Origin of the sequence: Inquilinus limosus (assembly GCF_002195995.1) — a bacterium.
GTDB lineage: Bacteria > Pseudomonadota > Alphaproteobacteria > DSM-16000 > Inquilinaceae > Inquilinus > Inquilinus limosus_C.
In genome coordinates this window covers 114,806-134,733 of the sequence record NZ_NHON01000011.1, presented here as the reverse complement: position 1 = coordinate 134,733, position 19,928 = coordinate 114,806, and the positions used below count along the sequence as shown (strand labels likewise).

At 70.6% G+C, this 19,928-nt stretch carries 17 protein-coding genes; 10 read left to right on the top strand and 7 right to left on the bottom strand.

Annotation, left to right across the window (positions count from 1 at the left end; genetic code table 11):
* Positions 1 to 210: 210 nt before the first annotated feature.
* The 3 genes from BWR60_RS08370 to BWR60_RS08360 all read left to right on the top strand — a co-directional run bounded on the left by BWR60_RS08370 (position 211) and on the right by BWR60_RS08360 (position 5,591).
* On the top strand, positions 211 to 1,794 hold the full coding sequence (locus BWR60_RS08370; protein WP_088150621.1) for a DegQ family serine endoprotease: 1,584 nt from the start codon (positions 211 to 213) through the stop codon (positions 1,792 to 1,794).
* A 139-nt stretch (positions 1,795 to 1,933) separates the two neighbouring features.
* Positions 1,934 to 4,066, top strand: a complete 2,133-nt coding sequence (locus BWR60_RS08365) for a glycoside hydrolase family 3 N-terminal domain-containing protein (protein ID WP_088150545.1) — start codon at positions 1,934 to 1,936, stop codon at positions 4,064 to 4,066.
* 193 nt (positions 4,067 to 4,259) lie between these two features.
* Entirely contained in the window at positions 4,260 to 5,591 is a 1,332-nt protein-coding gene (locus tag BWR60_RS08360; protein ID WP_218823400.1) for a hypothetical protein, read from the top strand.
* 37 nt (positions 5,592 to 5,628) lie between these two features.
* On the opposite strand, the gene BWR60_RS08355 is transcribed toward BWR60_RS08360, so the two are convergent.
* Positions 5,629 to 6,411 carry a CDP-diacylglycerol diphosphatase gene (locus BWR60_RS08355; protein ID WP_088150544.1) on the bottom strand — a complete coding sequence of 261 codons (783 nt, stop codon included), beginning with the start codon at positions 6,409 to 6,411 and terminating at the stop codon, positions 5,629 to 5,631.
* Positions 6,412 to 6,502: 91 nt separating this feature from the next.
* A complete protein-coding gene (locus BWR60_RS08350; RefSeq protein ID WP_179221680.1) occupies positions 6,503 to 7,420 on the bottom strand; it encodes a helix-turn-helix transcriptional regulator in 918 nt (305 codons plus the stop codon).
* 108 nt (positions 7,421 to 7,528) lie between these two features.
* On the opposite strand from BWR60_RS08350, the gene BWR60_RS08345 reads away from it, so the two are divergent.
* From BWR60_RS08345 to BWR60_RS08315, 7 genes are all read left to right on the top strand, one after another.
* Complete coding sequence (locus BWR60_RS08345) at positions 7,529 to 8,992, top strand: alpha-glucosidase/alpha-galactosidase (RefSeq protein WP_218823399.1); 1,464 nt, start codon at positions 7,529 to 7,531, stop codon at positions 8,990 to 8,992.
* 47 nt (positions 8,993 to 9,039) lie between these two features.
* Positions 9,040 to 10,290, top strand: coding sequence for an ABC transporter substrate-binding protein (locus BWR60_RS08340; protein ID WP_088150541.1), 1,251 nt, complete (start codon positions 9,040 to 9,042; stop codon positions 10,288 to 10,290).
* Between the two features lie 232 nt (positions 10,291 to 10,522).
* Positions 10,523 to 11,428, top strand: a complete 906-nt coding sequence (locus BWR60_RS08335; protein ID WP_218823398.1) for a carbohydrate ABC transporter permease — start codon at positions 10,523 to 10,525, stop codon at positions 11,426 to 11,428.
* Positions 11,428 to 12,273 (top strand): carbohydrate ABC transporter permease, encoded by an 846-nt coding sequence (locus BWR60_RS08330; protein WP_088150539.1) that lies wholly within the window; start codon positions 11,428 to 11,430, stop codon positions 12,271 to 12,273. Before BWR60_RS08335 ends, BWR60_RS08330 begins: the two co-directional genes overlap by 1 nt.
* Before the next feature lie 83 nt (positions 12,274 to 12,356).
* A complete protein-coding gene (locus BWR60_RS08325; protein ID WP_088150538.1) occupies positions 12,357 to 13,049 on the top strand; it encodes a glutathione S-transferase family protein in 693 nt (230 codons plus the stop codon).
* A 3-nt stretch (positions 13,050 to 13,052) separates the two neighbouring features.
* A complete protein-coding gene (locus BWR60_RS08320; RefSeq protein WP_088150537.1) occupies positions 13,053 to 13,385 on the top strand; it encodes an ArsR/SmtB family transcription factor in 333 nt (110 codons plus the stop codon).
* Entirely contained in the window at positions 13,382 to 13,855 is a 474-nt protein-coding gene (locus BWR60_RS08315) for an SRPBCC family protein (RefSeq protein WP_088150536.1), read from the top strand. Before BWR60_RS08320 ends, BWR60_RS08315 begins: the two co-directional genes overlap by 4 nt.
* Positions 13,856 to 13,859: 4 nt before the next feature.
* Here BWR60_RS08315 and BWR60_RS08310 read toward each other — a convergent pair whose 3' ends face one another.
* The 5 genes from BWR60_RS08310 to cydD all read right to left on the bottom strand — a co-directional run.
* Positions 13,860 to 15,314 carry a sensor histidine kinase gene (locus BWR60_RS08310; protein ID WP_088150535.1) on the bottom strand — a complete coding sequence of 485 codons (1,455 nt, stop codon included), beginning with the start codon at positions 15,312 to 15,314 and terminating at the stop codon, positions 13,860 to 13,862.
* Positions 15,301 to 15,981, bottom strand: coding sequence for a response regulator transcription factor (locus BWR60_RS08305; protein WP_088150534.1), 681 nt, complete (start codon positions 15,979 to 15,981; stop codon positions 15,301 to 15,303). Before BWR60_RS08305 ends, BWR60_RS08310 begins: the two co-directional genes overlap by 14 nt.
* Before the next feature lie 70 nt (positions 15,982 to 16,051).
* On the bottom strand, positions 16,052 to 16,471 hold the full coding sequence (locus BWR60_RS08300) for a YbaN family protein (RefSeq protein WP_230982994.1): 420 nt from the start codon (positions 16,469 to 16,471) through the stop codon (positions 16,052 to 16,054).
* On the bottom strand, positions 16,458 to 18,209 hold the full coding sequence (cydC, locus tag BWR60_RS08295; RefSeq protein ID WP_088150533.1) for a thiol reductant ABC exporter subunit CydC: 1,752 nt from the start codon (positions 18,207 to 18,209) through the stop codon (positions 16,458 to 16,460). The genes BWR60_RS08300 and cydC overlap by 14 nt, the downstream gene beginning before the upstream one ends.
* Positions 18,209 to 19,928, bottom strand: a 1,720-nt coding sequence (gene cydD / locus BWR60_RS08290; RefSeq protein ID WP_218823397.1) for a thiol reductant ABC exporter subunit CydD, incomplete at its 5' end; no start/stop codon positions are given. The genes cydC and cydD, both read right to left, overlap by 1 nt.

Sequence of the window (19,928 nt, the reverse complement as noted above, 5' to 3'; positions counted from 1 at the left end):
CGGGGGGCGGCAACATACTTTTCGTTAAGCTCACAAGGAATTGCCCCAATTCCGAAACGAAATTGCTGTGCGGCGCGGGGGCGATTCAGCGGACCTTCATTAAATCGAATTAATACCGACGAAACAGGCGTTTAAAGGCCGAGGCCCCATCTTCATCACCATACGCCGACCGATTGCGGCGGCGCTTGGACAGTGGTGGAGATGACGCAGATGAAGACCCCCCTCGGTTCCGACGATCGCGGCCCGCGGACCGGCCTCCGCCGGATGACGGCGGCGCTGCTGCTCGGCACGGCCCTGATCGGCGTGCCGGTCGGGGCTGTCCTGACCTTCGACCGCCCGGCCGTGGCCCAGAGCCAGGCCGAGGCGCCGACCTCGATCGTCCCGGCCGCCCCCGGTTCCTTCGCCGGCCTGGTGCGCCAGGTCACCCCGGCCGTGGTCAATGTCTCGACCACCGAGCACCCGTCGGCCTCGCAGATGGCCGATGAGGACGAGGGCGGCAACGGCCCGCGGATGCGCCAATTCCCGCCCGGCTCGCCCTTCGACGAGTTCTTCAAGCGCTTCTTCGACGAGCAGCAGCCCGGCCGCCGCGGGCCCCGTGGCGGTGGGGGCGGTGGCGATAGCGACCAGGTGATCCATGGCGCCGGCTCCGGCTTCATCATCGACCCGGCCGGCTATATCGTCACTAACAACCATGTGGTGAAGGACGCCGACAACATCACGGTCACCCTCAATGACGGTACCGTGATCCCGGCCAAGGTCGTCGGCACCGACGAGAAGACCGACCTCGCCCTGCTGAAGATCGAGACCGACAAGAAGCTGACCGCGGTCGAGTGGGGCGACAGCGACGCCGCCCAGGTCGGCGACTGGGTCGTGGCCGTCGGCAACCCGTTCGGCCTCGGCGGCAGCGTTACGGCCGGCATCGTCTCGGCCCGCGGCCGCGACCTGCATTCCGGCCCGTTCGACGACTTCCTGCAGATCGACGCGCCGATCAACCGCGGCAATTCGGGCGGCCCCAGCTTCGACACCAGCGGCAAGGTGATCGGCATCAACAGCGCGATCTACTCGCCGTCGGGCGGCTCGGTCGGCATCGGCTTCGCCATCCCGTCGAACCTGGCCAAGACCGTGATCGCGCAGATTCGCGAGCATGGCAGCGTCGAGCGCGGCTGGCTCGGCGTGCAGATCCAGGCGGTGACGCCGGAGATGGCCGAGGCGCTCGGCCTCGAGAAGGCCAAGGGCGCGCTGGTCGCCGATGTCCAGGACGACAGCCCGGCGCTGAAGGCCGGTCTGCACCAGGGCGACGTGATCACCGGCTATGACGGCAAGCCGGTCAACCAGCTCTCCGACCTGCCGCGCCTGGTCGCCGACACCACCGCCGGCAAGACCGTGCCGGTCGAGGTGCTGCGCAACGGCAAGACCGAGACCATCTCGGTCGAGATCGCCAAGCTGCCGGGCTCGAAGGAGGTCGCCAGCGCCGAGGAGAACGGCCCGGCGGTCGACGACCAGCTCGGCCTGTCGCTCTCGGCCCTGACCCCGAAGGTGCGCCGCGAGTTCAGCGTGCCGGACGAGGTCGAGGGCGTGCTGGTCACCGGCATCCGCGAGGACGGCCCGGCGCGCGAGACCGGCGTCGGCCCCGGCGACGTCATCGTCCGGGTCGGCAGCGAGGCGGTGAAGACCCCGTCCGAGGTCGCCAAGCAGGTCAAGGCGGCCAAGGAAGCGGACCGCAACGCCGTGATGCTCCTGATCAACCGCCAGGGCGACCAGCGCTTCGTCGCCCTGAAGCTGCCGAAGGCTTGATGACCTAAAAGCCTTCAGTCTCCTTCCCCTCAACTCGGGCGCCGGTTTCCCCCTTTCCGGCGCCCGTTTTTTTTGCCTTGATCCCGGGCGGACCTCCCGGCATCGGGCCGGTTGGGACAGGCAATGGCGGAGTAGGCCCTTGGACCGGATCGAGACCCTGCTCGCGGCGATGACGCTGGACGAGAAGATCGGCCAACTCACCATGATGTCCTCGAACCTGGCGGTGACCGGGCCGGTGCTGCCCGGCGACGTCACCGAGGGCATCCGCGCCGGCCGCATCGGCAGCCTGTTCAACCATTGGGGGCCGGAGCGGGTGCGCGAGACCCAGCGCCTGGCGGTGGAGGAGACGCGGCTGAAGATCCCGCTGTTCTTCGCCTTCGACGTCATCCACGGCCACCGCACCATCTTTCCGATCCCGCTGGCCGAGGCGGCGCTGTTCTCGCCCGAGCTGTGGGAGCGCACGGCCCGCGAAGCGGCGATGGAGGCGGCGGAGGACGGGCTGGACCTGGTGTTCTCGCCGATGCTCGACATCGCCCGTGACCCGCGCTGGGGCCGCATCTCGGAAGGGCCGGGGGAGGACCCCTGGCTCGGTTCCCGCATCGCCGAGGCCAAGGTCCACGGCTATCAGACGGCGGACCTGGCGGCGCCCGACGCGGTGGCCGCCTGCGCCAAGCACTATCTGGCCTATGGCGCCGCGCTGGCGGGCCGCGATTACAACTCGGCCGACGTGTCCGATCATGCGATCCGCGAGGTCTACCTGCCGCCCTTCGCCGCCGCCCTCGCCGCCGGGGCGGCCACGGTGATGCCCGCCTTCAACGACGTCGCCGGCGTGCCGATGACGGCCAATGCCCGGCTGCTGCGCGGCACGCTGCTGGGCGAGCTCGGCTTCGACGGCGCGGTGATCAGCGACTACAACGCGATCATGGAGCTGCTGCCCCACGGCGTCGCCGGCGACGCCGTGGAGGCCGCGGCGCTGGCGCTGAAGGCCGGTGTCGACATGGACATGATGAGCGGCGCCTATGCCGCCGGCCTGCCGAAGGCGCTTGAGCGCGGCCTGGTCACGCAGGACGAGATCGACGATGCGGTCCGCCGCGTGCTGCGGCTGAAGCAGCGGCTGGGCCTGTTCGACGACCCGTATCGCCGCGTTGTCGCCGTGCCCGACGCCTTCCACGCGGCGGAGCGGCGGCGCCTGGCGCGCGAGGTGGCGGCGAAGTCGATCGTGCTGCTGACCAACAAGGGCGTGCTGCCGCTGGCGACGTCGGCGAAGCGCATCGCCGTGATCGGGCCCCTGGCCGATGCCCGGTCGGAGATGCTCGGCTCCTGGGCCGGCGCCGGGCGGTGGGAGGAGGCTGTGACCATCCTCGAGGGGGTCAAGGCCGCGCTGCCGCAGGCCGAGATCGCCTATGTCCCCGGCACCGAGATCGAGACCGGCGGCGACGCCGGCATCGCCGCCGCCGTCCAGGCCGCGCGCGGCGCCGATGTGGTGCTGCTGTGCGTGGGCGAGGCCGCGATCATGAGCGGCGAGGCCGCCAGCCGGGCCCGGCCCGAGCTGCCCGGCCGCCAGCGCAACCTCGCCGAGGCGGTGCTGGATCTCGGCGTGCCGGTGGTGACGCTGCTGACCTCCGGCCGGCCGCTGATGCTGCCCTGGCTGTTCGAGCGCGCGGCGGCGGTGGCGGCGACTTGGTTCCTCGGCCACGAGGCCGGCCACGCTGTGGCCGACGTGCTGACCGGCGCGGTCAATCCGTCCGGCCGGCTGCCGGTGACCTGGCCACGCGATGTCGGCCAGGTGCCGATCTATTTCGGTGAGCGCAACACCGGCCGCCCGACCGACCCGGACCAGCATTACACCAGCAAATACATCGACATCCCGGCCACGCCGCAATTCGCCTTCGGCCACGGCCTGTCCTACAGCCGCTTCGCCCTGAGCGACCTGCGCCTCTCGGCCCCGATGCTGCGCCCGGGCGAGACGCTGACGGTCGAGGTGACGGTGACCAACACCGGCGCGGTGGCGGGGGAGGAGACGGTGCTGCTGTTCATCCACGACCCGGTGGCCAGCGTGGCGCGGCCGCTGCTGGAGCTGAAGGGCATGGCCAAGGCGGCACTGGCGCCCGGCCGGAAGCAGGTGCTGAGCCTGGCGTTGGCCGCCGAGGCGCTGGCGTTCCCGGGCCTGGACCTGAAGCCGGTGCTGGAGGCCGGCGAGATCGAGATCCTGGTCGGCACCAGGGCAGAGCGGTCCGAGCTGCTGTCGGCGATGATCCGGGTCGAGGTCTGAGGGCCGGCTTCAAGGCAAAGCCGTCATTGCGAGGAGCGGAGCGACGAAGCAATCCAGGGGCCGGTGCGAGCCGCCCCTGGATTGCTTCGCTGCGCTCGCAATGACGGGACGGGAGAGGCGGGGGATGTCTTGTTGATCTGGATTGATATGTTATAACATTAATTCCAGTTAACGATTCCCAGGATTCCCCGACATGACCAGGCCTCGCTGGACCGTTGCCGGAGCGCTGCTGGCCGCGCTCACCCTTGCCGCCGGCCCGCTGCCCGCCCATGACCACACCTCGCGCGGCCGCCTGGTCTTCGCCGATCATGAAGCCCCGGTCGTCAGCGTGCTCGACCTCGACACCGGCAAGGTCACCCACAGCTTTCCGGTCACCAAGGCCGACCCGACGCTGATCGGCACCGAGGGCGGGCGCTTCGTGGTGATCCGCACCGGCGACGATGCCGGCACCATCCGGCTGCTGGACAGCGGTCTGTTCTTCGAATCGCATGAGGACCATTTCGACATCGAGAAGGGCGAGGTCCGGCTGCTCGACCTCGTCCTCGCCGGCGACAAGCCGTCCCATGTCGTGTCGGAGAAGGGCTGGCTGACCGTGTTCTTCGACGGGCAGCGCCCCTGGCTGGGCAAGAGCGACCCGAAGGTGGTGGCACTCCGCCTCGACGCGCTGGACCGCGGCACGGCGGAGCCGGAGATCTGGCCGGCGCCCGCGCCGCAGCACGGAATCGCCGTGCCGCTCGGCGGCGACCGGTTCCTGGTCTCGGTGTCGAAGGAAGCCTATGCCAGGGGCGACGACCGCACCGTGTCGTCGCGGCCGAACGGCTTCGAGATCCTCGATCGGTCCCAAGGCTGGAAATCGGTCGAGTCCTTCAACGACGCGTCGGACCCCGATCGCTCCTGCAAGGAATTCCACGGCCATGCCGCGCTGGGGGAGACCCATGCCTTCGGCTGCAACCCGCGGATCGAGGGCAGCGCCGCCAGCGACGGCGGCGTGCTGGTGGTCGGGCCGGGGCCGGATGGGGCCTGGGGCTCGCGCAAGCTGGCCTATCCCGACGGCCGCCGTGCCAGCGCGATCAAGGGCCGCGCTGCCGGCCGCTATCTGGTCGCCAACTATGGCGGCGAGAATGGCCGGCCCTTCGAGGCGCTGCTGCGGATCGACCCGACGGCCGAGGCGCTGACCGCTGCCGACGTGTTCCCGATCCCGGCCGGCCAGGCCGTCTGCCAGTACGAGCTGACGAATGACGGCAAGCGCGTCGTCAACCTGACCCAGGACGGCAGGCTGCGGGTCTACGACATCGCGCCGGAGTGGAAGGCGGTGGCGGAATTCGACGCCGTCCCGGCCTTCGACTGCGCCTGGGACGCGGCGACGCCGGCCCCGGCGGTCGCCATCATCGGCAACAGCGCCTTCGTCAGCGACCCGGAGAACGGCCGCATCCGCGAATTCTACCTGAACAGCCTGAAGCAGGGGCTGGACGTCCCGGTCGGCGGCAAGCCCTCCGCCATCGCCGGCGGCGGCAGCGCCGGCTGAGCCCGGTCCGGCCGCCGGCTCCGGCCGGCGGCCGGCTTCAGGCGCGCGGCTGCCCCGAATCGTGCCGGGTCCGAACGCTGCAGGAATGGTCCTGCAACTCCTCCGCCGAGGCATTGTCGCCGGGTTCGACGCTGTCGTTCAGCAGCAGGAAGGCCGGCCGGCCGTCGGCCAGCGTCGTGCCGGTCAGCAGCAACGTCTGGTCCGCCATCGCCTCGCCCCGCGGCTGGATGTCCGCGAACAGCAGCTGGAACGGGTCGGTCTCCCCCAGCGTCCCGTCGCGGATCAGCCGGGCGCGATAGCTGTGCCCCGGCAGGGGCATCGGCAGATCGGTCCATTGCTCGCCGATCGTGGTCTTCAGGGCGGCGAGGGCGGCGATCACCTGTGGCTGCATGCAGTCGATATGGATGTGCAGGTGGTTCTGGCTGCGCCCGCTGGTGGAGTTGACGGCCAGGCCGATCTCCTCGCGCCGCAGCGGCGTCCCGATCGCCTGCTCCAGATAGCTCCGGGCTTCCCAGGCATCGCGCCAGTAGTTGCGGGCGCCGGGCGCGACCAGCTCGGGGCTCTCGATGCCGTCGATGCGCCCGGTCGGCATCAGCAGGTACTGGCCGATGCCGTTGCGGTCCTTGAAGACGACGTAGCCCTGGTCCAGGTCGACCTTGGCGCACGGATTCCGCGCGGCGCCGCTGCGGGCCGCCGGGACGCATTGCTCGCTGACGATCCGCCACAGCGCGTCCGGGTCCGGCCTCACAGTGACCCAGGCGCCGATCGCGCCGAGGGCGACGACGGTCGCGAAGAATGCCAGTACCGCTGATCTCTTCATGCGCTCCTCGAACCTGGTCGATCGTCAATACGGCCGGAGGAGTTGCACGACGATTGCACGAGCCCGGAAAACGACTGCCATTGCAATCCGGCTAGGACGGGCTCGCCGGGCCGGGCTCCTCGACCCGGCCGGTCCGCACCGCCCCGGCATACATGCCGCTGCGCCGGAAGTCGCGCGGCCCGATGCCGTAGAAGCGGCGGAATGCCTTGGTGAAGTAGTTGGCATCGTCGAAGCCGCAGCGCTGGGCGATCACCTTGACCGGCGCTTCGTCGACATGCAGCAGCCGCGCCGCCTCCTCCATCCGCAGACGCAGTAAATAGCGCGCCGGCGTCGTGCCCTCATGCGCGGCGAAGACCCGGCTGAAGTGATAGCGGCTATAGCCCGCGGCCTTCGCCATGCGGGCGACGTCGATCCGCTCCGCCGGCTGGCCGGTGCACAGCGACACCGCCCGCTCGATGGCCGCCGGCCGGGGTGAGGCCGCCGGCATCTCGCCCCAGGGCAGCAGCTCCTCGGCCAGGGCCATCGCTGCCGCATAGGCGAGGGCGGAGGCCCGGGCCGGGCTGGCGGCCTCGCCCTGCAGCGCCGACAGGCACAGGCCCGCCAGCCGCTCCACCGCGGCCTCCGGCGGCGTCACCACCGGGCCGTGCGCGGCCGTGACCTCGCGCCAGACCCGCTGCACCTCGCGGCCGTTCAGGCACAGCCAGAAGAACTCCCATTCCGGGTTGCGGCCCAGCCAGTAGCGGTTGTCCTGCGGGAAGCGCAGCAGCATGGTCTGGCCCGGCCGCAGCTCCCAGCGCCGGCGCTCGACCCGCAGATGACCGCGGCCGCCCAGGGTGTGCTGCAGCAGCACGAAGGGCGCGTCACCGCGCCTCAGCCCGTGCCAGTCATAGCCTGGATCGGTGCAGCGGTCGTAGCCGGCGCTGGTGACCATGGCGTGCAGCCGGTAGCGGTCCTTCGGGAACACCACCGAGACCCCGCCCGGGGCGCGGTCGCGCAGCGTCGGCAGCATGGAATGCCCCATGATCGCACGAAATTCCTCTTTCGCCGGTTTTCCCGGCCCCATAGACCATAGCACGAAATGGCTTGCCGAGGGGCCGATGGGCCCTGGGAGGATGCGATGAAGGTTGCCGTGATCGGCGCGGGCAGCGTCGGCTTCACCCGGAAGCTGGTGCGCGACATGCTGAAGGTGCCGGAGCTGCAGGACACCGAATTCGCGCTGCACGACATCAATGCCGACAATCTCGACATGGTGGCGCAGATCCTGCGCCGCGACATCGAGGCCAACCGGCTGCCGGCGCGGGTGACGACATCGGCGGAGCGGCGCCGGGCGCTGGCGGGCGCGCGCTACGTCATCAGCTGCGTCCGCATCGGCGGCCTGCGCGCCTTCGCCAGCGACATCGAGATCCCGCTGAAATACGGCGTCGACCAATGCGTCGGCGACACCATCTGCGCCGGTGGCATCCTGTACGGCCAGCGCAACATTCCGCAGATCCTCGATTTCTGCCGCGACATCCGGGCCGAGGCGGAGGAGGGGGCGTGGTTCCTGAACTACGCCAACCCGATGGCGATGAACACCTGGGCCGCGATCGAGCATGGCGGCGTCGCCAACACCATCGGCCTGTGCCACGGCGTGCAGCATGGCTGGCACCAGATCGCCGAGGTGCTGGGGGCCGAGGACCCGCGCGAGGTCGACACCATCTGCGCCGGCATCAACCACCAGACCTGGTATATCGACATCCGGTTCCAGGGCCGAAGGATCGAGGCCGGGGAGCTGCTGGAGGCCTTCGAGCGCCACCCGCGCTACAGCCAGGAGGAGAAGGTCCGGATCGATGTGCTGCGCCGCTTCGGCTGCTATTCGACCGAGAGCAACGGCCATCTCAGCGAATACCTGCCCTGGTACCGGAAGCGGCCGGACGAGATCAACCGCTGGATCGACCTGTCGAACTGGATCAACGGCGAGACCGGCGGCTATCTGCGCCACTCCACCGAGCAGCGGAACTGGTTCGAGACCGATTTCCCGCGCTGGCTGGCCGAGGCCGGGGCGCCCTTGTCCGACTACCGCCGCTCCGACGAGCACGGCAGCTACATCATCGAGGCGCTGGAAACGGGGCGCGTCTATCGCGGCCATTTCAACCGGCGCAACGAGGGGTTGATCACCAACCTGCCGCAGGATTGCATCGTCGAGACGCCGGGCTTCGTCGACCGCTTCGGCCTGAACATGGCGGCGGGGCTGGAGCTGCCGCTGGGCTGCGCCGCCACCTGCAGCGCCTCGGTCAACGTCCAGCGCATGGCGGTGCGGGCGGCCGTGACCGGCGACCTCGACCTGCTGCGCCTGGCCGTGCTGCACGACCCGCTGGTCGGCGCCGTCTGCAACCCGGAGGAGGTCTGGCAGATGGTCGACGAGCTGCTGGTGGCCCAGGCCGAATGGCTGCCGCAATACGCCGATGCGATCGACGGCGCGAAGCAGCGCCTGGCCCGCGGTGGCGTGGCGACGCGCGACTGGGGCGGCGCCGCCCGGCTGTCGGTGCGCAGCGTCGACCAGCTGCGCGAGGCGCGGGCCACGGCCAAGGCCGCGACCTGACCGGGGCGGCCAGCGCCCCGGCGAACCATCAACGAGGGGAGGCGACCATGAGACTGACCAAGATCGCGCTCGTGCTGGCGGGGCTGCTGCTGGCGCTGCCCGCCATGGCCGAGCCGGTGACCCTGCGCTTCTGGGTGGCCTGGGACCCGGCCCAGCCGGACGCCAAGGCGATGCAGGCGCAGATCGCCGCCTTCGAGCAGGCGCATCCGGACATCAGGATCGAGACCCAGAACATCGCCTTCAGCGCCCTGCACGACAAGCTGGTGACGGCGGTGGCCGGCGGCGACGCCCCCGACATCTCCTGGGGCCTGCCGGAATGGTTCGGCGAGCTGGTCCGCATGGGTGCGCTGCTCGACCTCACCCCCTATGCCGCCGACTGGCCAGGCCGCGAGGCGATCTATCCGAATGTGATCGAGGCGCTGACCATCGACGGCAAGCTGATGGCGATGCCGCATTATCTCGGCATCCGGGCGCTGCTCTACCACGAGGAGACGCTGAAGAAGGCCGGGATCGCCGAGCCGCCGAAGACCTGGGACGAGCTGGTCGCGGCCGCCCAGAAGGTCAAGGCGGCGACCGGCCAGTACGGCTTCGGCATCGCCGGCACCGGCGTGCGGGCGCCGCAGGAGCTGATCATGTACCTGGCCCAGAACGACGTCGCCATCGCCCGGCGCCAGCCGGATGGCGGCTACAAGAACAGCTGGGCCGACGACAAGGCCGAGCTGGCGCGGGCCACCGAGGTCTTCGCCTTCTACCGCCGCCTGCTGGACGAGGGCGCCTTGCAGCCCGAGGCCGCCGGCTGGGGCTGGGAGGAGGAGGACAGCAACTTCGCCCTCGGCAAATACGCCATGGCGGTGGACGGCGCCTGGATGCAGTCCCGTGCCCAGACGAACCCGCAGACGATGGCCGATGTGAAGGTGGCGCCGCCGCCCTACAAGCTGAAGCCGGCGACCTTCTTCGAGATCAACCCCTTCTACCTCTACAAGGCGACGCAGCATCCGAAGGAGGTCTGGAGCTTCGCCGCCTTCATGACCGGCCGCGACTACCAGGCCGCGGGACGGCCGACCACCTCGATCCGCCGGGACGTGGTCAGCCCCGGCGTGTGGGGCGAGGGCTTCTCCTCGCTGGCCTCGACCGGCGTGGTGTTCCCGCCGGTGGCGCTGGGCCAGATCACCCGGGCGATGGAGGAATCGATCGGCCGGGTGCTCTTGAAGAAGGAGGACCCGGCCGAGGTCGCCGCCTGGCTCGCCAAGCAGGTCAACCGCGCCCTGCGCCAGTCCGGCGAGCTGAGCTCGTCGTGAGTTGAGCTTGGCCGGGGCTGCCCCCTCACCCGAAATCGCTCCGCGATTTCGACCTCTCCCCAAGGAGAGGTGAAGAGTCCCTCTCCTCGGGGAGAGGGAGGGGCCCGACGCCGAAGGCGGCGGGAGGGTGAGGGGGAGAGCCGGCCCTTCCGGTGAAGCAAGTGCCTGGAGATATCGCGTCATGAAGGCTGCGGCGGAAATCGGGATACGCGCATCGGCGCCGGCGGGGCCTGTGGACGCCCGCCGTCCCCCGACCCGCGCCGCCCGGATCCGGCGCACCGCGCTGGTGTTCCTGGCGCCGGCCGGGATCCTGATCCTGGTGCTGGTCGCCTATCCGCTGCTGCGGGTGCTGTGGGACAGCCTGCGCACCGTCAACCTGGTCAACCCGTCGGTCACCGGCTTTGCCGGCTGGGACAACTACCGGACGGTGTGGGAGGACGGCGACTTCCTGCCGGCGCTGGGAAACACCGCGATCTGGACCGGCCTGTCGGTGGCCGGGGAATACGCGCTCGGCCTCGCCTCCGCCGTGGCGCTGGCCCAGCCGGTGCGGTTCCGCGCCATCTTCCGCGGCCTGATCATCATCCCCTGGGTGATCCCGATCGCCGTCGCCGGGCTGAACTGGACCTGGATGCTGACGCCCGACTACGGGATCCTGAACATCTGGATGGTGAAGCTGGGCCTGCTCGACGCGCCCTATCCCTGGCTCGGCCAGATGGACACGGCGCTGCTCACCGTCACTTTCGTCAACATCTGGCGCAGCTATCCCTTCTACACCCTCAGCCTCCTGGCCGCGCTGCAGGCGATCCCGCGCGAGCTGCACGAGGCTGCGGCGGTGGACGGGGCAGGGGCCTGGCGCCGCTTCCGGGTCATCACCCTGCCGCATCTGCGCACAGTGTCGCTGACCCTGGTCTTCATCCACATCGTCTGGACCGCGATCAATTTCGATTTCATCTGGGTGATGACCGAAGGCGGCCCGCTGAACGCGTCGGAGACGCTGCCGATCATGATCTACCGGTACGCCATGCAGGATTTCGACGTCGGCGCCGCCTGCGCCGTGGCCTCGATGTCGATGGCCTTCCTGGCCAGCCTGTTCTTCGTCTACCATTACGGCGTCGCCCGGCGCCGGCGGGAGGGCTGATGGTCATCGGCACCTCCCAGCGGTCGCTGCGCGGCGTGCTGACCTACGGCACGCTGATCCTGTTCGCGGCCTACAGCCTGTTCCCGTTCCTGTGGATGATCGACACGGCGCTGAAGCCGGTGGCGGAGGTGCGCAGCGCCGATCCCAGCTTCTGGATCGACGCCCCGACCCTGTCGAACTTCACCCGGGTGCTGCTGGACAGCGAGTTCCTGACCTATTTCCGCAACAGTCTGATCGTCGCCGCCGGGTCGACCATCCTGACCATCACCATCGCGGTGTTCTGCAGCTACGCCCTCAGCCGCTGGGCCTATCTGTCGCTGTCGCGGCTGGTCGGCGGCGCGCTGCTGCTGTCGCAGATGATCCCGGGCGTGCTGCTGCTGGTGCCGCTCTACATCCTGATGCAGCGCCTCGGCCTCTTGTCGACCTATGCGGCGCTGATCATCGTCTACTGCACCTTCACCATCCCGCTCTGCACCTTCATGCTGAAGGGCTTCTTCGACGCCGTGCCGCGCGAGCTGGAGGACGCGTCGGAGATCGACGGCTGCTCCCGTACCGGCTTCATCCTGCGGGTGCTGCTGCCGGTCTCGGCGCCCGGCATCTTCGCCACCGCGGTCTTCGCCTTCGTCACCGCCTGGAACGAGTTCATGTTCGGCTATGTGCTGATCAACAGCGATGCGCGGCGGACGCTGACGCCCGGCATCATGCTGTTCAAGGGCTCGCATCTGACCGACTGGGGCGGGCTGATGGCCGCCTCGGTCCTCGCCGTGGTGCCGATCGCGCTGGGCTTCGTCTACCTCCAGCGCTTCCTGGTCGAGGGTCTGTCGGCCGGGGCGGTGAAAGGCTGACGGTTTCCAGGAGCGGAAACTGTTGTTGCCGTCGAAGCCGCCTTCGAATAGTTTCCGGATAAGGAAACTATGAGAGCGGACCGATGGCCCTGACGCTGTATCTCCACCCGCTGGCCTCCTTCTGTCACAAGGTGCTGATCGCTTTCTATGAGAACGGGACCGCGTTCGAGCCGGTGACGGTCGACCTGCAGGATCCGGGCGAGGCGGGCGCGCTGATGGCGAAGTGGCCGGTCGGGAAGATCCCGGTCCTCCATGACTCCGGGCGCGACCGCGTGGTCGCCGAGACCAGCATCATCATCGAATACGTCCAGCTTCACTATCCGGGCCCGGTGCCGATGTTGCCGGAGGACGGAGACCAGGCGCTCGACGCCCGGCTGTGGGACCGCGCCTTCGATCTCTATGTCGCCACCCCGATGCAGCGAATCGTCGGCGACCGGCTGCGCCCGGCGGAGAGCCGCGACCCGTACGGCGTCGCTGAGGCGCGGCGGTCGCTCGACACCGCCTACGCCATGCTCGACGCGCATCTCGTCGGCCGGGAATGGGCGATCGGCGACCGCTTCACCCTGGCCGACTGCGCCGCGTCGCCGGCGCTGTTCTACGCCTCGATGGTGCATCCCTTCGAGACGGCGTACCCGAACCTTTCTGCCTATTTCGAGCGGCTGCTGGCGCGGCCGGCGATGCGGCGCACGCTGCGCGAGGCGCGGCCGTTCTTCTCCTGGTTCCCCTATCGCGAGGCGATGCCGGACCGGTTCCTGCACGACGAGCCGGAAGCGTGAGGGATGCAGCCGCAGGCCCTCGACCGCATCTTCATCGCTTTGTCCGACCCGAACCGCCGGGGCATGGCCGAGCGCCTGAGCCGCGGCCCGGCGACGGTCAAGCAACTCGCCGAGCCGGCGGGGATGCGGCTGCCCTCGGCGGTGAAGCACCTCAAGGTGCTGGAGGACAGCGGCATCGTCATGTCGCGCAAGGCCGGCCGCGCCCGCACCTACAGCCTGCAGCCCGCCGCCCTGACCGTGATCGCCGACTGGGTGCGCGACCGCGAAGCCGCCCTCAACGCCGCCTTCGACCGGCTGGAGGCCCTGATGCACGAGATCCCCGAGGAGACGCCGTGACCACCGTCGACCACGCCACCTTCGTCGTCGAGCGCGACCTGCCCGGCAGCCCGGCGCACGCCTTCCGCTTCTGGGCAGAGCCGACGCTGAAACGGCGCTGGACCGACTGCCATCCGGAGTGGACGGTGCTGGAGGACCTGTTCGACTTCCGGGTCGGCGGGGTCGAGGCCAAGCACTGGCGGATGCCCGACGGGCAGGAGCTGACCTTCCGGGCCCGATATCTCGACATCGTGCCCGGCCAGCGGATCCTCTACGCCTATGAGATGAGCTTCGGCGGCCAGCGGGTCTCGGCCTCGCTGGCGACGATCGAGCTGCTGCCGGCCGGCAGCAGCACCCGGATGAAGTTCACCGAGCAGGCGGCGTTCCTGGCCGGCGGCGACGGCGCCCTACGCCAGCGCGTCGGCGGCACCGAGGACGTGTTCGACGGGCTGGTCGAGATCCTACGGCAGGACCTCGCTGCCGGCCGGTAGCCGCTCAGGACTGTGGGGAGGCGAGCCGGCCCAGCGGCGGCGCGATCTGGGCCGTCTCCTGCGGCGCGTCCTGAGGGGCGGCCAGCACATGCGGAAAGCGCAGGGTGATGCGCAGGCCCGGCGCGTTGTCGGACAGGGTCAGTGTCGCCTTGTGCAGCCGCGCCACCGCCGAGACCAGTGCCAAGCCGAGCCCGGCGCCGGGCGCGCTGCGGCTGGCGTCGAGCCGGACGAAGCGGTCCAGCACCCGGACGCGCGCCTCCTCCGGAATGCCGGGTCCGGTGTCGCGGATGTCGAGCACCGCGCCGTCGCCGTCGCGCCGGACGTCCAGCGCGACCCGGCCGCCCTCCGGCGTGTACTTGATGGCGTTGTCCAGCAGGTTGGCCACGGCCTGGGCCAGCAGGTGGCTGTTGCCGGGCACGGTCACGCCGGGCTCGATCGCGCTGGCCAGGCTCTGGTTCTTCTCCTCCGCCACCGGGCCGTACAGCTCGCCGGCATCGGTCGCCAGGGCCGAGAGGTCGATCGGGCTGAACCGGTCGCGCACCGCCCCGGCCTCGGCCAGCGCGATCTCCAGCAGCGCGTTGAAGGTGGCAAGGATGCCGTCGGCCTCGCGGATCGCATCCTCCATCGCCCGGCGATAGCCGTCGGCATCGGTCTCGCCCATCAGCGACACCTCCAGCCGGCTGCGCAGGCGCGAGATCGGGCTGCGCAGGTCGTGCGCGATGTTGTCGGCGACGCCGCGCATGCCGGTCATCAGCCCGTCGATCTGGTCCAGCATGGCGTTCAGGCTGGTGGCCAGGCGGTCGAACTCGTCGCGGTTGCCGCGCACCGGCATGCGCCGGGCCAGATCGCCCTGCAGGATATCCTCGGTGCCGCGGTTGATGCCCTCGATCCGCGCCAGCATGCTGCGGCTCATCAGCACCCCCCCGACCAGGCCCAGCACGCCGGTCAGGATCAGGCCGCCGATCAGCGCATCGGTCATCAGCTTGGTGAAGTCGGTGCGCTCGGTCATGTCGCGCCCGACCAGCAGGTAGAAGCCGCCGCTCAGCTGGAAGGTGCGGGCCCGCGCCACCTGGGGCTTGGGGTTCTCGCCGACATCGGTCGCCACCAGGAAATCGACCGTGCTGTCGGCGGCGCCCCGGGCGATCGGCGGCCAGGAGGACAGGTTGCCCTCGATCCGATTGTAGTTGCGGTCGGCGAGCAGATAGAGGCCGCGCCGGCCCGGGGCGGCCTGGCTGCGCTCGCGGATGATCCGCACCAGGCCCAGCAGGCCGAACTGGCGGTACTGCTCGGCCAGGCCGGTGATCTCGGCCTGGATGGTGTCGTCGGTCTGCGAGCCGATCACCCGCACCGTCTGCCAGTAGACGAAGCCCAGCACGCCGGCGACGGAGATCCCGAACACCAGCATGTAGATGATCGCGTAGCGGAAGGTGGAGCTGCGGAGGACCCTAATCAGATGCACGGAGGCAATATCCCGCGCCACGCACGGTCTGCAGCAGCGGCGTCTCGAAGTCCTTGTCGATCTTCTGCCGCAGCCGGCTGATATGGACGTCGATCACGTTGGTCTGCGGATCGAAGTGATAGTTCCAGACATTCTCCAGCAGCATGGTGCGGGTGACCACCTGGCCGGAGTGGCGCATCAGGTATTCGAGGATCTGGAACTCGCGCTGCTGCAGGTCGATCTTGCGGCCGGAGCGGCTGACGCTGCGCGACAGCAGGTCCATCCGCAGGTCGCCGATCTGCAGCTCGGTCTGCGCCGCCGCCGGGCTGGCGCCGCGGCGCAGCAGCGCCTCCAACCGGGCCAAGAGCTCGGTGAAGGCGTAGGGCTTGGTCAGGTAGTCGTCGCCGCCGGCGCGCAGGCCGCGCACCCGGTCGTCGACCTGTCCCATCGCGCTCAGGAACAGCACCGGGGTCTGGTTGCCGTTGCGCCGGATGGTCTCGACGATCAGCAGCCCGTCCATGCCCGGCAGCATGCGGTCGACGATCATCGCATCGTAGGTTTCGCTGGTCGCCAGGAACAGGCCCTGCGGCCCGTCCGGCGCATGGTCCACGACGAATCCGCTCTCACGCAGACCCTTGGTCAGGTATTGCGCGGCCTGGGCGTCGTCTTCGATCACGAGGATTCGCATGAACCGAACCTTACGACGAGGCGGGGCGGTTCGGAAATGACAAGCATGTCATGCCCGGCCCATCTCCCAGTCAGGTTTTGCCGTGCGGCGCCGCGTTCGGGCGGGTCAGGATGTACAGGATCAGGATCGCGAAGAAGGCGGCGACGATCCCGACCACCAGATGCGAATGCACCGAGACCGCCACGATCGCCAGGCTGCCGCACAGGCTGACCACTGCCAGCAGCTTGGCCCAGGCCGGGATCGCGCCGTGCCGCTCCCAGGCCTGCAGCGGCGGGCCGAAGCGGCGATGGGTCAGCAGCCAGTTGTGCAGCCTGGGGGAGGATCGAGCGAAGGCCCACAGCGCCAGGATCATGAAGATCGTGGTCGGCCACAATGGCACGAAGATCCCGATGACGCCGGCGACGACGCACAGCGCGCCGAAGGCCTGCAGCACCAGACGCATCGCGGTGGGCCCGAGGACTCCGACGCGGTTCAGGTCAAACCGCGGCATGGCGCTTCGCCCGGGCCGGCAAAGCAGCGTCCAGCACCTCGGCCGGCACGCCCTGCACCGCGATCCGGCCCTCGGCCATCAGCACGGCGCTGTCGGCCAGGCGCAGCAGCGCCGGGCGGTGGGTGATGACCAGCGTGGTGCGGCCGGCGGTCAGCCGCTCCAGCGCCTCGATCACCTGGTCCTCGGTGTCGGCGTCCAGCCCCTCGGTCGGCTCGTCCAGCACCAGGATCGGCGCGTCCTTCAGGACGCAGCGGGCCAGCGCGATGCGCCGGGCCTGGCCGCCGGAGACCTGGACCCCGGCCTCGCCGACCCAGGTGTCCAGCCCGCGCGGCAAGGCCTCGACCCAGCCTGAAAGCCCGGCGGCCTCGACTGCTGCCGCGAGCTGGTCGTCCGCGGCCTCCGGGTCGCCGATCAGCAGGTTGTCGCGGATCGTGCCGGCGAAGATCTGGCTGCGCTGAGACAGATAGGCGACGCGGCGCCACAGCTCGGCCTGCGGCAGGCGGCGCAGGTCGACGCCACCGATGGTGACGCTGCCCTCGTCCGGGTCGCGGAAGCGCAGCAGCAGGGCGGTCAGCGTGCTCTTGCCGCTGCCGCTGGGGCCGATCACGGCGATGCGCTGGCCCTCCGGCAGCTCCAGGTCGATATCCTGCAGCGCCGGCCGGTCGCCGGGGCGGTAGCGGTAGGACACGCCGGTCAGGGCGATGGTGTTCCCCGCCGGGGCGACGGCCGGCGCCTCCGGGTCGCGCACCAGCGGCGCCAGCCCGGCGAAGTCGAGCAGCCGGCGGGCGGCGGCGCGGGTGCGGCCGAGATTCTGGAAGGCCAGGGGCAGGGGCACCAGCGCGTCGAACAGGGCCAGCGCGCCCAGCATCATCAACGCCACGGCCGGGCCGGGCAGCACCCCGGCGGCGACGCCGGCCACGCCCAGGGCCAGGATCGCCAGCGCCGCCAGGTGCCCGGCCAGGCCGGACAGGGCGGTGGAGATGCCGGACAGCCGGGCCATGCGCCGCTGCGCCGCCATCAGCGTCTCGTTCTCGGCCAGCACCGCCTCGGCGTGGCGGCTATCCGCCTGGTAGACCTTCAGCTCGGCCAGGCCCTGCACGCCCTCGACGATGCGGGTGCGCAGCCGCGCCGTGGCCAGGGCGATGGCCTTGCCGGCCGGGGCGCCGATCCGCTGCATCGCCCAGGGCAGGACGAGGCCGACCAGCAGGGCCAGCGCCACCACGATCACCGCCGCCGCCGGGTCCAGCCACAGCAGCACGCCGCCGACCAGCAGCACCGCCAGCACGGCGACCACGGCCGGAACGATCACGCGCAGATAGATGGCGTCGAGGGAATCGACGTCGGCGGTCATGCGGTTCAAGAGGTCGCCGCCGCGCTGCTCCTCCAGCCGCGCTGGGGCCAGCGGGATGGCGGCGCGGAACAGCCAGACGCGCAGGCCGGCCAGGAAGCGGAAGGTGGCGTCATGCGTCACCAGCCGCTCGGCATAGCGCGACCCGGTGCGCAGCACGGCCAGGCCGCGGATGCCGGCCGAAGGGCTGGCGAAGTTGAAGGCGACCGCGGTTGCCGCCGCCGCGCCGGCGACGGCCGAGGCGGCGATGAACCAGCCGGACAGCACCAGCAAGCCGAGGCCGGAGAGGGCGGTAACGACGGCCAGCAGCAGGCCGAAGGCCATCTTCCGCCGCTGCGGCCGCGCCAGGCGCAGGATGGCGAGGAGGGGGCGGTCGGTCTGGCGGTCCATCACGCGGCCTCCGCCTGCACCCGGCCCTGGTCGAGCAGGATCCGGCGGTCGGCGATCGCCATCGCCGCCGGGCTGTGGGTGGCCACCACCACGGTGCGGCCGCGGGCCAGGCGGCGGATCGACTCCAGGATCTCGGCCTCGGTCTCGCGATCCAGCGAGGCGGTCGGCTCGTCCAGCAGCACCAGCGGCGCGTCCTTCAGGAAGGCGCGGGCCAGGGCGACGCGCTGGGCCTGGCCGCCGGACAGACCGACGCCGCGCTCGCCGACGGGCGTGTCGAGGCCCTGGGGCAACGCCGCCGCGAACTCGGTCACCCGGGCCTCGGCCGCGGCGCGCTCGACCGCCGCATCGTCGGCCTCGGGCCGGCCCAGGCGGATGTTGTCGCGCAGCGTGCCGTGGAACAGCACCGGCGCCTGGCCGATCCAGGCGATGCGGCGGCGCAGTTCCTCCGGGTCGATCTCGGCCAGGTCGATGCCGTCGACCAGCACCCGCCCGGCATCCGGCCGGCGGAAGCCCAGCAGCAGCGACAGCAGGGTCGACTTGCCGGCGCCGCTCATGCCGACCAGGGCGATGTGGTCGCCCGGCGCGATCCGCATGCTGACCCCGCGCACGGCGCTGCGGGCGCCGCCGTCGAAGGCGACCGAGACGTTGTCGAACACGATGTCGAACTCGCCCTGCGGCATCGGCCGGCCTCCGGCGGGTGCCTCCGCGGGACCGTCCAGCACCTCGGCCAGGCCTTCGGCGGCGCCGATCGCGGCCACCCGGTCATGGTAATAGGCGGCCAGCAGCCGCAGCGGCTGGAAGAAGTCGGGCGCCATCAGCAGCACGAACAGGCCGCTGAACAGCGTGAGGTTCGGCGCCGTGCCCCAGCCGATAAAGCCGAGCAGGCCGAGGCCGACATAGGTGGCCACGACGGCGACCGCGACCGAGGCGAAGAACTCCAGGCTGGCCGAGGACAGGAAGGCGATGCGCAGCACCCGCATGGTGCGGTCGCGGAAGGCGTCGGCGGCCAGGGCGATACCCTCGACCTCCGCCTCGGCCCGGCCGAACAGCCGCAGCGTCGCCAGCCCCTGCAGCCGGTCGAGGAAATAGGCGCTCATCCGCGCCAGGGTGCGGAACTGCTTGCGGCTCTCATCCGCCGCTTTCATGCCGATCAGCGCCATCATCAGCGGCACGAAGGGCCCGGCGATGGTCAGGATCACGCCGGACACCCAGTCGATCGGATAGACCGCGGCCAGGATCAGGATCGGCAGGACCGAGGCCACCCGGCTCTGCGGCAGGAAGCGGGCGTAGTAGCCGTCCAGCGCCTCGACCCGCTCGATCAGCGTGACCGCCAGGTCGCCGGTTTGCCGCTCCGCCCGCCAAGCCGGCCCCAGGGCGTGGACGCGGTCGAGGATCTGCCGCCGCAGCCGGGTCTTCACCTGCGTCGCCGCGACGGCGCCAAGCGCCTCCCAGACCCAGGCGGCGCCGGCCCGCAGCAGCGCCGCGGCCAGCAGCGCGGCGAAGAGCGGCCAGAGGTCGGACAGCCTAGCCCCTTCCATCACCGCGCGCTGCAGGATCCAGGCGATCAGCCCGGCCTGGGCGACGCCGCACAGGCCCTGGGCGATCCCGGCTGCGGCGGTCAGCCCGATCGGCCGACGCGCCAGCCCGGCCTGCCGCTTCAGCCAGCGGCCGGCGGCGCGGTCGTCGATCGGGCCGGTCGAGGACGGGCGGGGCGGGGTG